Origin of the sequence: Curtobacterium sp. DN_7.5, assembly GCF_022655355.1 — a bacterium.
Taxonomy (GTDB): Bacteria; Actinomycetota; Actinomycetes; order Actinomycetales; family Microbacteriaceae; genus Curtobacterium; species Curtobacterium luteum.
In genome coordinates, this window is the sequence record NZ_CP093378.1 from 3,123,233 (window position 1) to 3,136,567 (window position 13,335).

Sequence of the window (13,335 nt, forward strand, 5' to 3'; positions counted from 1 at the left end):
CGGGCCGTCAGCCGGCTGTGGAGGAGGCGGCGGCCCGCTGTGCGAAGGCGCTCTCGTACAGGCACACCGAGGCCGCGGTCGCGAGGTTCATCGACTCGGCCTGCCCGTAGATCGGCACCTTCACCGCGCGGTCGACGAGCGCGAGGTCCTCGTCGGTCAGCCCGCGGGCCTCGTTGCCGAAGACCCACGCCGTCGGCCCGTCGAGCATCCCGTCCGCCCGGACCGCCGGGAGGTCGTCGCCCGACACGTCGGCGGCGAGCACCGTGTAGCCGAGTGCCTTCGCCCGGGAGACCGCGTCGGCCAAGGTCACGCCGACCGACACCGGCACGTGGAACAGCGACCCGGTGGTCGAGCGGACGACCTTCGGGTTGTACGGGTCCACCGAACGCCCGGTGAGCACCACGGCGTCGGCACCGGCGGAGTCCGCGGCGCGGATGATCGTGCCGGCGTTGCCGGGGTCGCGCACCTGCTCCAGGATCGCGACCAACCCGGGGAGCGAGCCCTCCGAGGCGGACGCGTCCCGCGCCTCCAGGCCGTCTGCACCGGGATCGGGGAAGACCGCCCGGACCGACGTCGGGAACTGCTGGCAGACGGCGACGACACCCTGCGGCGTCACCGTGTCGGCCATCGTGTCGAGCACCTGCTCGGTCACGAACCAGGTGTCGACGGGCGCGTCGTCGAGCGCGTAGCGGGCGGCCGCGGTCGGCGTGACGTACAGCTCGCGGAGCAGCTCCGGGCGGTACTCGAGCGCCTCCCGCACGGCCTGCGGCCCCTCGAGCAGGAACAGTCCGGTGTCGGCACGGACGTCCTTCTTCGCCAGGGCTGCGACGGCGCGGACCCGGCCGGCCTTCGGGTTCTCGAGGAGATCGCTCACGGACACCAGTCTAGGAACGCGACGAAGCCCCCGCTCCGCGGACGGAACGGGGGCTTCGGGTGCAGCAGGCGTGACTACGCGGCCTTCGGGGCCGAGGTGTCGGCCGGCAGGGCCTTCTTGGCGGTCTCGACGAGCGCCGCGAACGTTTCGGGGTTGTTCACCGCGAGGTCCGCGAGGATGCGACGGTCGACCTCGACGCCGGCGAGGCCGAGGCCCTGGATGAGGCGGTTGTAGGTCAGGCCGTTCGCACGCGACGCAGCGTTGATGCGCTGGATCCAGAGGCGACGGAACTCGCCCTTCTTGGCGTGACGGTCCCGGTAGGCGTAGACGAGGGAGTGGGTGACCTGCTCCTTCGCCTTGCGGTACAGACGCGAACGCTGACCGCGGTAGCCCTCGGCGCGCTCGAGAACGACGCGGCGCTTCTTGGCGGCGTTGACCGCCCTCTTTACTCGTGCCATTGATCTATTCCTTTACGTTCCGCCGGCTCAGTGGCCGAGAAGCTTCTTGACGTTCTTCGCGTCGGCCTTCGCGAGGACCTGGTCCTCGTTGAGGCGGGCCTTGCGCTTGGCGCTCTTGACCTCGAGGTTGTGACGCATACCGGCCTGCTGCTTCATGATCTTGCCGCTGCCGGTGACCTTGAAGCGCTTCTTCGACCCGGAGTGGGTCTTCTGCTTGGGCATGGAGGTGCCTTTCCGTGGGATGGGGATTGGGGGCCGCGCCGTTGCGGTGGTGCGCACTGCGCGGGGTCGGTCGCGGGGACCTACTCGGCCGGTGCGGCCTGCTGCTCGGAGCCGGCGGCGGGGGTCTCGTCGCCGGACTTCGCAGCGTGCTCCGATGCGCGACGCTCGGCCTTCTGCGCAGCACGCTTGGCGTTCTGCTCGCCCTTGACGTCGGACTTGTTCTTCAGCGGAGCGATGATCATCGTCATGTTGCGGCCGTCCTGGGTCGGACGGGACTCGACGACGCCGAACTCGGCGATCTCCTCGGCGAACCGCTGCAGGAGGCGGACGCCCTGCTCCGGACGCGACTGCTCGCGACCACGGAAGAGGATCATGGCCTTCACCTTGTCGCCACCGAGGAGGAAGCCCTCGGCGCGCTTGCGCTTGGTCTCGTAGTCGTGCTTGTCGATCTTCAGGCGGAACCGGACCTCCTTCAGGTCCGTGTTCACCTGGTTGCGACGCGCTTCCTTGGCCTTCTGCGCAGCCTCGTACTTGAACTTGCCGTAGTCCATGATCTTGGCCACGGGCGGCTTCGAGTTCGGGGCGACCTCGACCAGATCCAGTTCGGCTTCCTGCGCGAGACGCAGGGCCATGGCGATCGGGACAACGCCGACCTGCTCACCCTGGGGGCCGACGAGTCGGACCTCGGGAACGCGGATTCGGTCGTTGGTGCGGGGATCGGTGATGCGGAGCTCCTTCAATCAGGTGGTCTGCCGTCCGGGACATCTGCCCTGGACGACGGCACGAGAGAGGAGTTCTGACGCACGGATCACGACCCGCTCGACAGCCGCCCGACACCGGACCCGCAGGTCTGGTCGACCGGCGCGGACGCCGGCGGAGCGGTTGGGACCCGGTAGCCTGGTGGTGCACGGCCGCGGGTGGGAGAGACTCCTCTTTCACGATGAGTCCGACCGCCCGAAGGCGCACGGATGCATCTGCCGCGACAGAGTCTAGCAGAGGAGCACCGTGACCGACACCCCGCCGAACGAGCCCACCGGCGCCGACGAGGCCCGCGACATCGCCGAGGTGCCGGCCGTCGAGCTCATCAACACCGTCGCGGTGCACCTGCTCAGCGCCGCCGCCGTCAAGGTCGGGCTGGCCGACGACCCCCAGGAGCAGACCGACCTCGACGAGGCCCGGAAGCTCATCACCGCGCTCGCCGGCCTGGTCACGGCGGCCGCGACGGAGATCGGTGACCACCACGCCCGGCCGCTGCGCGACGGGCTCCGGTCGGTGCAGCTCGCGTTCCGCGAGGCCTCGTCGATCCCGGACGCCCCGGGCAGGGGCCCCGGGGAGAAGTACACCGGCCCCGTCAACTGACCCGCGGGTCGCGGACGCGACCCGACGACGGCCGGGAGGCCCGTGGCGGCGCCGTCACGGGCCTCCCGGCCGTCACGTGGCCGCGGCAGGCCGCGCTGGGCGGGCGGTCCTCTGAGCCCACGGCACGCGTGCGGACCCGTCAGGCGGCGCTGCGCGCCGCGAGCCGCGAGACGGCCGCAAGCGGGATGGCCACCCAACCCGGGCGGTTCCGCGTCTCGTAGACGACCTCGTACACAGCCTTGTCGAGCTCGAACGCGTCGAGGACCTCGCGGTGGGCGTGGAGGTCCGCGCCGATCCCCTCCTCGTACCCGGCGAGGAACGCCACGCGCGCGTCGTGCGCCCAGGTGCCGGTGTCGACCGGGTCGGCGTCGCGGGCGAGCGCACCGGCGACGTAGTCGAAGGACCGCAGCATCCCGGCGACGTCGCGCAGGGGGACGTCGGGGACGGAGCGTTCGGTCAGGGGGCGGAGCGGCTCACCCTCGAAGTCCAGGAAGACCCAGCCACGCTCCCCCGGCACGGCGAGCACCTGTCCGAGGTGCAGGTCGCCGTGGACGCGCTGCAGGTCGGGCCACACGGCCTCGGCTGCGCGTGCGTACACGGCCCGGACGGCCTCCGCGTGCTCCGCCACCGCCGGCGCCTCGCGCTCCGCCGCGGCGAGCCGGGCGTGCATCGTCGCGAGGGCCTCCCGACGGCGCTCGTCGGTCGCCGGGGTGGTCGGCAGGACCTCGGCCAGCGTGCGGTGCACCTCGGCGAGCGCCGACCCGAGCCGCCGCGCGTCGTCGGCGAACGCCACGCCGGCGCGGGCGTCGTCGAGGGCCACGCGCCAGGCGTCGCGGGTCCCCGGCAGGAACTCCTGCGCGACGGCGAGGTGTCCGGAGGCGGTGCCCTCCCGGCGCCCGCTGTCCGGCCAGCTGCCCCGGAGCGCCCCGTACACCGCCGGCACCCGGCTGCTGCCCGCGGCCGAGAGGGCCAGCTGGGTGGTCACGTCGGGGTTGTCGCCGTGGTGCAGGACGCGGAACACCTTCACGATGACCTGCTCGCCGGCCTCGGTGTCGCAGATGACCGAGGTGTTCGACTGCTCGCCGGAGAGCACGCGGGCGGCCGTCACGGTGCCGATCGGTCGGAGCGACTCCGGGTCGGCGTCGATCCGGGCGGCGAGTCCGCGGACCCAGTCGAGGTCGCCGGTGGCGTCGGTCACGGTGCCGTCCCGGACCACGACGGGTGCCTGGTAGAGGACCGCCCCCGTGGCTGCGTCGTCGAGCACCAGCCGGGTGTCGTCATCGGTCGACAGCGTCCGGAGGGTCGGGCCCGAACCGCCCTTGGCGGCGTACCAGCGCTGTGCGGCGATCCACGGGGCGAGGTCGTGGTCGGTCGGAGCGTCGCTCATGCCGCGGAGGCTACGCGCCCGGCGCTGGGGAGGTGGGGGACGGGGGTGCAGTCGCGGTGCCGGGACCGCTCCTGCCCGTGGGCGGGGTGGATCCGTGCGGTGCGAGGATGGCACGGTGCCGCACTACCTCGAGGACCTCGCCGCCGGACAGACGTTCACCACCCCCGGGCGCACGATCACGGAGGCCGACGTCGTCTCCTTCGCCTCGTGGACGAACGACAACAACCAGGTGCACACCGACGTCGAGTTCGCCGCACGGACCCGCTACGGGCAGCGGGTCGTGCACGGCCTGCTCGGCACGTCGCTGTGCCTCGGGCTCATCGCGCGGACCGGGGTCTTCGAGGGCTCGGCCGTGGCGCTGCTCGGCATCGACCGGTGGCGCTTCGTCGCCCCGGTGTTCATCGGCGACACCGTCACCTGCGAGGTGGAGATCCTCTCGACGCGGCTGACGAGCTCCGGGACGACGGGCATCGTCGAACGGACGGTCACGCTGCGCAACCAGCGCGGCGAGGTCGTGCAGCAGGGACGCATGGACGTGATGGTCCTGACCCGTGACGCTGCCATCGCTTGAAGGCGGCGTGCTCCCGATCCTCGACCGCGCCCTCTTTACAACGATGTACGCGACGGTCCAGCATGGACGCATGAGCACGCTCGCCGGCAACGACGCCGCCCCCACCGCCCTCCCCGTCGCGACCGAGCAGGACGGCACGTACCCGCGCCCGCAACTCCTCCGGTCCGCATGGGCCGACCTCGACGGGACGTGGGCGTTCCGGAACGACGGGGACGACCCCGCGTGGCGCGCCGGGTTCCCGGACGCGCGGGACATCACCGTGCCGTTCCCGCCGGAGTCGGTCGCCTCGGGCATCGACGAGCCGGGCTTCCACCCCGTCGTCTGGTACGCGCGGGAACTCACGGCCGACGACCTCGCGGCGGCCGGGTACTCCCCGTCGCAGCCGCGCCTGGTACTGCACTTCGGCGCGGTCGACCACCGCGCTCGGGTCTGGATCGACGGGCAGTTCGTGGGCGAGCACGAGGGCGGGCACACCCCCTTCTCGTTCGATGTGACCGAGGTACTGGGGGCCGACCCGGAAGCCGCGCACACCCTCGTCGTCCGGGCCGAGGACGACCCGCTCGACGTCACGCAGCCCCGCGGCAAGCAGGACTGGCACGAGGAACCGCACGCCATCTGGTACCGCCGGACCACGGGCATCTGGCAGACGGTCTGGCTCGAAGCCGTGCCGACCGTGTCGATCGCGGCCCTGCGGTGGACGAACGTCGACCACGCCACGGTCCGGCTCACCGTCCGGCTCGCCGGCGTCCGATCCGGCGGCGAGCGCCTCCGCGTCGAGGCGTGGTGGGCCGAGGAGCACCTCGCCACCGTCGAGACGAACCTGCCGGACGCCGGACGGTCGAGCGCGATCGACAGCGAGGTCGACGTCGTGCTGCCGATCACCCGGCAGACCAACGGGCAGGCCGAGGACGAGCTCGTCTGGACGCCCGAGACCCCGCGGCTCGTCGATGCCACCGTCACGCTGCTCGACACCGACGGCTCGGCGGTGGACGCGGTCGCGAGCTACTTCGGGCTCCGCACGACGGGCACCGGGCAGGGGGCGTTCCTGCTGAACGGCCGTTCGTACGACGTGCGCAGCGTCCTCAACCAGGGCTACTGGCCCGAGTCGCACCTCGCCGCGCCGTCGCGTGCGGCCCTCCGCCGCGAGGTCGAGCTCATCAAGGAGCTCGGCTTCAACGCCGCGCGCAACCACCAGAAGGTCGAGGACCCGCGCTTCCTCTGGTGGGCGGACAAGCTCGGGCTGCTCGTGTGGGGCGAGATGCCCGGCGCGTACGCGTTCTCCCCGCTCGCGGTGCAGCGGCTCGTGCGGGAGTGGATGGACGCGGTCGAGCGCGATGCCTCCCACCCGTCGGTAGTGACCTGGGTGCCCGCGAACGAGAGCTGGGGCGTGCAGCACATCGCCGTCGACCCCGCGCAGCAGGCGTACGCCCGTGCGCTCGCCGACGTCGCCCGCGCGCTCGACCCCACCCGACCCGTGATCTCGAACGACGGCTGGGAGCACCCCGCGTCGGACATCATCACGATCCACGACTACGAGGGCGACGGCGCCGTGCTGGCCCGCACCTACGCCGACGACGAGGCCCGCGCGGCCCTGTTGCGCGGGACGGGTCCGGCGGACCGGCGGATCCTCGTCGGCGGGGCGGTCGACGAGGGGCAGCCCGTGATGCTCACCGAGTTCGGCGGCGTGAACTACCAGCCCGGCGTCCAACGCGAGGACGGGTGGGGCTACACGTCGGCATCCGACGGCGACGACTGGATCGCCCGCATCACGGGGCTCTACGACGCGATCCGCGCCAGCACGTTCCTCGCCGGCTCGTGCTACACGCAGCTCACCGACACGATGCAGGAGACGAACGGACTGCTGAACGCCGACCGCACGCCGAAGGTGCCGATCGAGCAGATCCGGCGGGCGGTCACCGGACGGTGACCGCGGCCGCCCGGCGGGCGGGGGCGGCCCGCCCGACGGCGACGACCGCGCTGCGGCGCCGTGGGAGGATCGTGCGGTGACCGACGTGGCGGAGGCGAGCCGTGCCTCCCGGCTGCGATCCGTCCTGGAGGCACGCCACAGCGCGTGGTCCGCTCCCCTCCTGCTGTGGCTGGCATCGCGTGCGTTCAGCACGCTGCTGCTCGGCACGCTCTTCGCGCTCGCGACCGCGAACGGCTGGCCGTTCGCGTCGTACCGGCGCGACCCGTCGTTCTTCAGCTTCTCCGGCTCGTGGGACGCGTCGTTCTACCGGACCATCGCCGAGCACGGCTACCCGGCGACGATCCCGGTCGACGAGGCCGGGCACGTGCTGCCGAACGCATGGGCGTTCCTGCCGGTGTTCCCGTGGGTCGCCCGTGCCGTGGAGCCGCTCGTCGGCGGCTCGTTCTGGGTGGCCGGGGTCCTCGTCGCGACCGCAGCCGGTGCCGGGGCGTGCGTCGTCCTGTACCGGCTCATCCGGGCCGTCCGCGATGACCGGGCGGCCCGCTGGGCGACGGCGCTGTTCGCCTTCGGGCCGACGGGGTTCCTGCTGCAGGTCGCCTACGCCGAGAGCCTGTTCCTGCTGCTGGTGCTCGGGGCGCTCCTCGCGCTCGTCCGCCGGCGGTACTGGGTGGTCGCGCCCCTCGGGGTCGTCGCGGCGTTCACGAAACCCGGCGTGCTGGCACTCGCCGTCGCCCTCGCGGTGCACCTCGTCGTGCGGTGGGTGCAGGACGGGCCGCGTTTCCGGTGGCGTGACCGCGTCGTGGTCGTGGTGTCCGGGTTGCTCGTCGCGGCGGCAGGGCTGGCGTGGCCGGTGCTCGCCTCCGGCGTGACCGGGCGTCCCGACGCGTACCTCGACACCGAGCTGTCGTGGTGGGTCGGGTTCGTCGGCCGCCAGCACTTCGTCCCGTTGACGCCCTGGTTCACCATGGCCGGGACGTGGCTCGGCCCGGCGGGGATCGTGCTCGTGGTGGCGGTGCTCGCCGGGGCCGTCTGGTTCTGGGGCCGGCGGAGCGTGCGGGCACTGGGCGTCGACGTGTGGTCGTTCACGGCGGCGTACGCGCTGTACCTGGTGGCGGTCTTCCTGCCGCAGCAGTCACTCCCGCGGTTGCTCATGCCGACCGCACCGCTGCTCGGGTCGGGCGTGTTCGTGGGGTCGCGGCGGCGGGCGGTGACGTGGCTCGTCGTCGGGATGTGCCTGCAACCGGTCGCGGTCGTGCTGCTCTGGTTCCTCGGGTACCCCTGACGGCGCAGCGGCGGGCGGGGCGGTGCTGTGCAGGATGGGGGTGCGGTGCGGTGCACGATGGGGTGCGGTGCGCAGTGCTGGCTGCGTCCGCACAACCAAAGGCCGTTCGAACCACGCGATTCCCCGGTGCGGACGGACTTTGGTTGTGCGCAGGCACGATGCGCCGCGCGGCGGCCTGCCGACTAGCCGCGGATGGGCCTGCCGTTAGGCGTCGAAGGTGTGAAACCAGGCCGTGCCGCCCGGGTGCTGCACCGTGATCATCTCGTCGAGGTCGCGGTACGGGCCGTCCTGGTTGTGGCTCGCCGACTTGATGCGCACGGTGCCGTCCGGCTCGGTGAAGACCTCCGACACGATCGTGGTGTGGTCCGGCGAGTCGTTGTCGTTCCAGTCGAAGAACACGATGTCGCCGACCCGCACCTTGTCGCGCTCCTCGAGCGATCGCCGGGTGAGCCCGAACTCCGACGCGTGCTCGCTCAGCCACGGGTCCATCGCGGGGCAGTACGTCCACGTGGCGGAGTGCGCGGCTCCGGCGTCGCGGCTGTACCAGTCGTCGCGCTGCTCCCAGCCCCGGGCGACGAGCGTCTGGCTCACGTAGTTGGCGCAGTCGCCACCGATCGGGTTCATCGTGCCGTACTCGGCGAGGTTGTAGTCCTTCCAGTAGCGCATCGCGTACTGGAGCTGCCGGTCGACCGCGGTGAGGGCCGCGTACGCCAGGGAGGTCGTCGCGACCGCCGCGGAGGCGTCCGGCGTCGGCGCCGTCGTGGGCGTCGGGGTGGCACTCGCGGAGTCCTGCGTCGCGCCGGACTGTCCGTCGTTGGCGTTGCTGCCGTTGCCGTCGGAGGACTGGTTCGCGGACGGGGACGGCTCGACCGACTCGGTGAACAGTGCGACGTCGGCGTCACCCGCGGTGTACATCGCCTGGTGCGGCGCGGTGAAGGTGACCTTCGTCGCAGTGGCCCGGACGTCGCGTGCCGCGATCCCGCCGACGGTCACGCCCCTGACGGCCGCGAGACCGGCCCCGCTGACCGTCACCGTGACCCCGCCGGCGAGGGGGACCTGCGCCGGCTCGACCCCGGAGGCCTTCGGCTTCGCGGTCGGTGTCGCGGAGCCGCCCGAGCGCCCGGTCGCGGACGGCTTCGCCGGGTCGCCGGACGAGCATGCGGCGACCGCGAGTCCCACACCGGCGACACCGGCGAGCGAGAACAGGGTGCGGCGGGTGTACGAGGCAGTCATGACACCTCCAGGGTAGGCGACACCCCCGACCGACGGCCCGGTGCCCCGCTGCGCGCCCGGCGAACCGGCAGGATCGAGCCAGGAGCAGTCGATCGAGAGGACCCCGCATGCCCGCGAGCCACGACTTCTTCGTCGCCAGCGATCCCGGCACGGCTCGAATCCGGACCGCGGACGCACTCGTCCGTCTGGGCTACGCGGTCGACGGTGCCGAACAGGGCGGGCTCCGCGCCACGCGCGGGAGCTTGGCGCTGACGCTGCTCCTTCGGGCATGGGCGTGCGGCCGCTCCTTCCACACCCGTCTCGACGTGCAGGTGATGGTGACCCGGGACGGCCGGTCCGTCGTCCGCCTGCTGCAGAGTTCGGGACCCATGATGGTCACGGGCGGGTTGGTCGGCCTGGCGCGGAGCAACCGGGCCTTCACGGAGGCCGCCAACGCGATCCACTCGGTGTTCGCACAGGCCGGGGAGCTCATGGCGAGCGTGCCGAGTTGACGCGCTGCGCGGGATGACGGACAGCGCGCCGCGCGGAATGACGGACGGGAGGCACGGTGCGGGTCCGCACCGTGCCTCCCGTCCTTCAGCGCGTCAGCTGCAGGACCAGTCGCGGTCGATGTCCCCCGACCCGAACGCCGTCACGTACTGCGTCATGGCGACCTTCCCGCCCGCGAAGCCCGCGCTCGAACACGCAGCCTGCGCCTGGTCGAGCCGCCCCGGACCGATCGCCAGCCAGCTCGGCAGGCCACGAGCCGGGCTCCCCGAGGGCACGGTCCCCATGATCTCCGGGAAGTTGCTCGGCGTCGAGTAGATCCCGACACGGGTGACCCCTGCAGCGCGCACCGCCGCGATCATGCCCTCGAGTGCCGCGAGGTTGTAGGAGGTGGTGCGGGTGTGCGAGAGACCGGTCTCGACGTCGAGCCACCAGCGGTACTGCGAAGGATCGGTCACCCCGCGCTGCGTTGTCGCCTCGTACGCGCGGGCGTACCCGTAGACGTACGAGCAGGCGTTCGTGGTCACCCACGTCGACTGCGCGGAACCCGACTTCTGCGGCTTGCACGTGCCGTACGCGGCGGACGGTGCCACCACTCCGGACGCGACCGTGTTCGACTGCGGCCAGACCGACGCCTTCGTCGCCCCCGGGTTGGTGAACAGGGAGTACAGCTGGACGGTCGGCTGTACGGTCCCGCCCGCGGAGGACTGCGCCCACGCGAGTTCCTGCGCGAAGCAGCTGTTGTCGGTGTTGGCGAGGGCCCCGTTGACCCCGACGACCGCGAAGGACTGGTCCGTCGGGACCCGGCTGGCGGCGAAGTTCGGCGAGCCCGCCGCCGCGCACTGCGGGTAGGAGACGTCGACCCCCGTCCCCGACCCGGAGCTCCCGTCGAGGAAGTACCCGACGACGTCGACGTACGCCGTCGCCGTCCCCGCGGAGACCTTCGCCGAGATCCGTCCGCCGGACGACAGGGGTGCGATGAGCGCGTTGCCGATCGTCTGCCCCTTCGCGTACACCTGCGTCGGCACGCTGCTCGCGAGTCCCGCACCCACGACGCGCAGCGATCCGCCGACGCTCCCCTTGCCGACCTTGGCGTTGATCACGGCCGCGGTCGCGTTCCGCGGCACCCCCGCGGTGCCCGCGACCGTGATGTCCTTCGCCGTGGTGGTCGTCGCCACGGTCGCGGCGCGGACCGGGTAGCTCGGGACGAACACCGAGCCGGAGTCGTCCGGCGCGTAGTACCCGACGACGTCGGCGAGCGACCGGGCCGTCCCGGTGGAGACGACCGCCTGCACGGCGCCGCCCGAGAGCCCCACGGTCACGGTGTTCGCGATCGTGGTGCCCTTCGAGTACATCAACGAGACCACGCCGGCGGTGTTGCCCGCCGGCGTGATGCGCATGCGGCCGCTCGTGGCCGGGCGTGAGACGTCGGCCTGCAGCACGACGGCGGTCGCGTTCTCGGGAACCCCGGCGACCCCGGCGATCGGGATGCGGGTCGGCGTGGTGCTCAGCGTGCCGTCGAGCACGTTGGTCGGCGCCAACGGCGTGTAGGTCGAGCCGGTGGAGGACGTGCCGTACCAGCCGGCGACGTCGAGGGAAACCGTGGCCGAGCCGGCCGAGACCTTCACCTGCGCCTTGCCCGAGGTCAGTCCGACCGTCGTCGTGCCGGAGATCGGCTGGCCCTTCGCGAAGTTCTGGATCGCCGGACTGGAAGCGCTGCCGGCGGGCGCGACGCTGACGTAGCCGGCGGCGGTCGGAGATCCGACGGTGGCGGTGAGCACCACCGCCGTGGCGGTCGACGGGATGCCGTTCCGACCGCCGAGCGTCACCGTGGTGGCCTTCGACGTCGCGGTCCCGGACCAGGCCCGTGCCGGCGCCACCGGGGTGAACCGGCCCGTGGTGGGCGCCGCTGCGGACGCGCTCTGGACGGGTCCGGCGGTCACGACCCCCGCGACCACCGCCAGTGCCAGTCCGATCGACATGACAGCGTTCCTCGTGCGCATCCGTCCCCCTCGTTCATCGCGCCGGTGCGTGCACGGGGAGTCTAGGGGCACCCGTTGCACGACGCACCACCCCTGTGGAGAACGACGGACGACCCTCGGCGGGTGGCCGCCCGGCAGCAACGACGAAGGGCCACCCGATCAGGTGGCCCTTCGTGTCTGGTGGAGCTAAGGGGATTCGAACCCCTGACCTTCTCATTGCGAACGAGACGCGCTACCAACTGCGCCATAGCCCCAAGGACTCGACAACCCTAGCACCACGGCCCTCGGGAACAGAAATCCTCCGCGCCGGTCCGGGCGTGCCGCACCGACGTCAGACCGCGCGCCGCCGACGCATGATCGCGTCGAGGTCGGCCTGCTGGTAGTCGTCCTCCGCGATGACGCCCATGCCCGCCCACTTGCTCGGCGGAGCGGGCTCGACGGGCGCGGCCGGGACGGACGCCTCGGAGACCGACTCGGCGGAAGCGGAAGCGGAAGCAGGTGCGGGCGCCGGTGCACGGAGCCCCAGCCGTTCGGCGAGCCGACCCTGGTCGTGCGAGGACAACGACGCGGCGGCCTCCTCGACGTCGGGGCGCATCCGTGAGACGGTCGCGAGCGACGGGTCGGTCTCCCCCGCACGGATGGCCGCTGCCTCCGCGTCGGCCTCGGCCTTCGCCTCGGCGACACGCTCGCGGAGCCGCGCCGCCAGCGTCGCGGACGACTCCGGGCTCGCCTTCGGCGCGGCCGGGCGCTCGACGTAGAGCGGCTTCGGCACGTGGTTCGGGGTCCAGCCCCGGTCGCGCGCGGCCTCCGCCGGTGCGTCGGTGGGAAGCGGAGGCGCCGGGTCGACCCACGCGGTCGTCGGCCGGGAGGCGCGGCTCGCGTCCGGCACGGCGGCTGCGGCACGCGCCTTCCGTGCTTTCGCGACCTGGTGCAGCTGGGCGAGGACGGCCGCGGACCCACCGGCGGCGACGAGTCCGGCCACGGCGATGAGCCAGAGTGCGGGCGCGGCCACGAGGACCACGAGGGCGACGACCAGCCCGAGCGTGCCGAGCAGCGTCGCGCCGAGTCGGGATCGGCGCATCCGCATCGCGGTGAGTGCCGGGACGCTCGAGGCCCGCTCGAGCACGGGCGCCTGCTCGGCGAGTCGACGCGTGATCTCCCGCTGGCGGGCGGCCTCGTGCGCGCGGACGATCGCGGTGCGCTTGGCCTCCTCGGAACGGGCGACCCGCTGCGCCTCGGCGAGGGACTTCGCGTTCATCTCGACACGGACCTCCTCCGGCAGCTCGGCGGTCTGCGCGAGGATCCGGAGGGTCTGCTGCAGTCGGATGGCGTTCCGCTCGGTGGCGAGGTACTGCCGTCGCGCCGCCCACGAGGGCATCAGGTAGACGAGCCAGAGCACCGCGGCCAGGAGCAGCACGATGCCGCCGCCCCAGGAGCCGATACCTGCCATGCGCCAACGGTAGGGGCCGCGGAACGCGCGGTCCGTGATTGCCGGACGCGTGTTGCGCGTGTCGTGGCCGAATCCGCCGGGGCCGAGCCGTGCCTCCAGGCCGA

The 13,335-nt window shown here is 72.6% G+C and carries 13 protein-coding genes and 1 tRNA gene; 5 read left to right on the plus strand and 9 right to left on the minus strand.

From position 1 onward, the window contains the following. Positions 1 to 7 precede the first annotated feature (7 nt). The 4 genes from MON03_RS14500 to infC all read right to left on the minus strand — a co-directional run bounded on the left by MON03_RS14500 (position 8) and on the right by infC (position 2,294). Positions 8 to 874 carry a TrmH family RNA methyltransferase gene (locus MON03_RS14500; protein ID WP_242089101.1) on the minus strand — a complete coding sequence of 289 codons (867 nt, stop codon included), beginning with the start codon at positions 872 to 874 and terminating at the stop codon, positions 8 to 10. A 74-nt stretch (positions 875 to 948) separates the two neighbouring features. Beyond that, a complete protein-coding gene (gene rplT, locus MON03_RS14505) occupies positions 949 to 1,332 on the minus strand; it encodes a 50S ribosomal protein L20 (protein ID WP_022903520.1) in 384 nt (127 codons plus the stop codon). 27 nt (positions 1,333 to 1,359) lie between these two features. Then, on the minus strand, positions 1,360 to 1,554 hold the full coding sequence (gene rpmI / locus MON03_RS14510) for a 50S ribosomal protein L35 (RefSeq protein WP_022903519.1): 195 nt from the start codon (positions 1,552 to 1,554) through the stop codon (positions 1,360 to 1,362). Positions 1,555 to 1,634: 80 nt separating this feature from the next. After that, positions 1,635 to 2,294, minus strand: a complete 660-nt coding sequence (gene infC, locus MON03_RS14515; RefSeq protein ID WP_022903518.1) for a translation initiation factor IF-3 — start codon at positions 2,292 to 2,294, stop codon at positions 1,635 to 1,637. Positions 2,295 to 2,559: 265 nt separating this feature from the next. On the opposite strand from infC, the gene MON03_RS14520 reads away from it, so the two are divergent. Next, entirely contained in the window at positions 2,560 to 2,913 is a 354-nt protein-coding gene (locus MON03_RS14520; protein WP_242089102.1) for a DUF1844 domain-containing protein, read from the plus strand. Positions 2,914 to 3,052: 139 nt separating this feature from the next. Here the strand turns inward: MON03_RS14520 and MON03_RS14525 are convergent, their stop codons facing one another. Continuing rightward, complete coding sequence (locus MON03_RS14525; protein ID WP_242089103.1) at positions 3,053 to 4,300, minus strand: phosphotransferase; 1,248 nt, start codon at positions 4,298 to 4,300, stop codon at positions 3,053 to 3,055. 115 nt (positions 4,301 to 4,415) lie between these two features. Here MON03_RS14525 and MON03_RS14530 point away from each other — a divergent pair, with 115 nt between their 5' ends. From MON03_RS14530 to MON03_RS14540, 3 genes are all read left to right on the plus strand, one after another. Next, positions 4,416 to 4,871: a MaoC/PaaZ C-terminal domain-containing protein gene (locus MON03_RS14530; protein ID WP_242089105.1), complete on the plus strand. Its 456-nt coding sequence runs from the start codon at positions 4,416 to 4,418 to the stop codon at positions 4,869 to 4,871. 70 nt (positions 4,872 to 4,941) lie between these two features. Beyond that, on the plus strand, positions 4,942 to 6,798 hold the full coding sequence (locus tag MON03_RS14535; RefSeq protein ID WP_242089107.1) for a glycoside hydrolase family 2 protein: 1,857 nt from the start codon (positions 4,942 to 4,944) through the stop codon (positions 6,796 to 6,798). Between the two features lie 76 nt (positions 6,799 to 6,874). Beyond that, positions 6,875 to 8,080, plus strand: a complete 1,206-nt coding sequence (locus MON03_RS14540; protein WP_242089109.1) for a mannosyltransferase family protein — start codon at positions 6,875 to 6,877, stop codon at positions 8,078 to 8,080. A gap of 204 nt (positions 8,081 to 8,284) precedes the next feature. On the opposite strand, the gene MON03_RS14545 is transcribed toward MON03_RS14540, so the two are convergent. Then, entirely contained in the window at positions 8,285 to 9,313 is a 1,029-nt protein-coding gene (locus MON03_RS14545) for an amidase domain-containing protein (protein WP_242089111.1), read from the minus strand. A 107-nt stretch (positions 9,314 to 9,420) separates the two neighbouring features. Here MON03_RS14545 and MON03_RS14550 point away from each other — a divergent pair, with 107 nt between their 5' ends. Next, positions 9,421 to 9,804 (plus strand): hypothetical protein, encoded by a 384-nt coding sequence (locus MON03_RS14550; RefSeq protein WP_242089113.1) that lies wholly within the window; start codon positions 9,421 to 9,423, stop codon positions 9,802 to 9,804. 93 nt (positions 9,805 to 9,897) lie between these two features. Here MON03_RS14550 and MON03_RS14555 read toward each other — a convergent pair whose 3' ends face one another. The 3 genes from MON03_RS14555 to MON03_RS14565 form a co-directional block, all read right to left on the minus strand. Continuing rightward, positions 9,898 to 11,781 (minus strand): glycoside hydrolase family 25 domain-containing protein, encoded by a 1,884-nt coding sequence (locus tag MON03_RS14555; protein ID WP_242089114.1) that lies wholly within the window; start codon positions 11,779 to 11,781, stop codon positions 9,898 to 9,900. Between the two features lie 178 nt (positions 11,782 to 11,959). Further along, positions 11,960 to 12,035: transfer RNA gene (locus MON03_RS14560), tRNA-Ala, on the minus strand. A 77-nt stretch (positions 12,036 to 12,112) separates the two neighbouring features. Then, a complete protein-coding gene (locus tag MON03_RS14565) occupies positions 12,113 to 13,231 on the minus strand; it encodes a hypothetical protein (protein WP_242089115.1) in 1,119 nt (372 codons plus the stop codon). Positions 13,232 to 13,335: the final 104 nt, after the last annotated feature.

What these genes read in the sequence shown, in the direction of transcription:
- rplT (WP_022903520.1), bottom strand. Translation starts at nt 1,332, where the DNA reads ATGGCACGAGTAAAGAGGGCGGTCAACGCCGCCAAGAAGCGCCGCGTC.
- rpmI (WP_022903519.1), bottom strand. Translation starts at nt 1,554, where the DNA reads ATGCCCAAGCAGAAGACCCACTCCGGGTCGAAGAAGCGCTTCAAGGTC.
- MON03_RS14525 (WP_242089103.1), bottom strand. Translation starts at nt 4,300, where the DNA reads ATGAGCGACGCTCCGACCGACCACGACCTCGCCCCGTGGATCGCCGCA.
- MON03_RS14535 (WP_242089107.1), top strand. Translation starts at nt 4,942, where the DNA reads ATGAGCACGCTCGCCGGCAACGACGCCGCCCCCACCGCCCTCCCCGTC.
- MON03_RS14545 (WP_242089111.1), bottom strand. Translation starts at nt 9,313, where the DNA reads ATGACTGCCTCGTACACCCGCCGCACCCTGTTCTCGCTCGCCGGTGTC.
- MON03_RS14550 (WP_242089113.1), top strand. Translation starts at nt 9,421, where the DNA reads ATGCCCGCGAGCCACGACTTCTTCGTCGCCAGCGATCCCGGCACGGCT.
- MON03_RS14555 (WP_242089114.1), bottom strand. Translation starts at nt 11,781, where the DNA reads ATGTCGATCGGACTGGCACTGGCGGTGGTCGCGGGGGTCGTGACCGCC.
- MON03_RS14565 (WP_242089115.1), bottom strand. Translation starts at nt 13,231, where the DNA reads ATGGCAGGTATCGGCTCCTGGGGCGGCGGCATCGTGCTGCTCCTGGCC.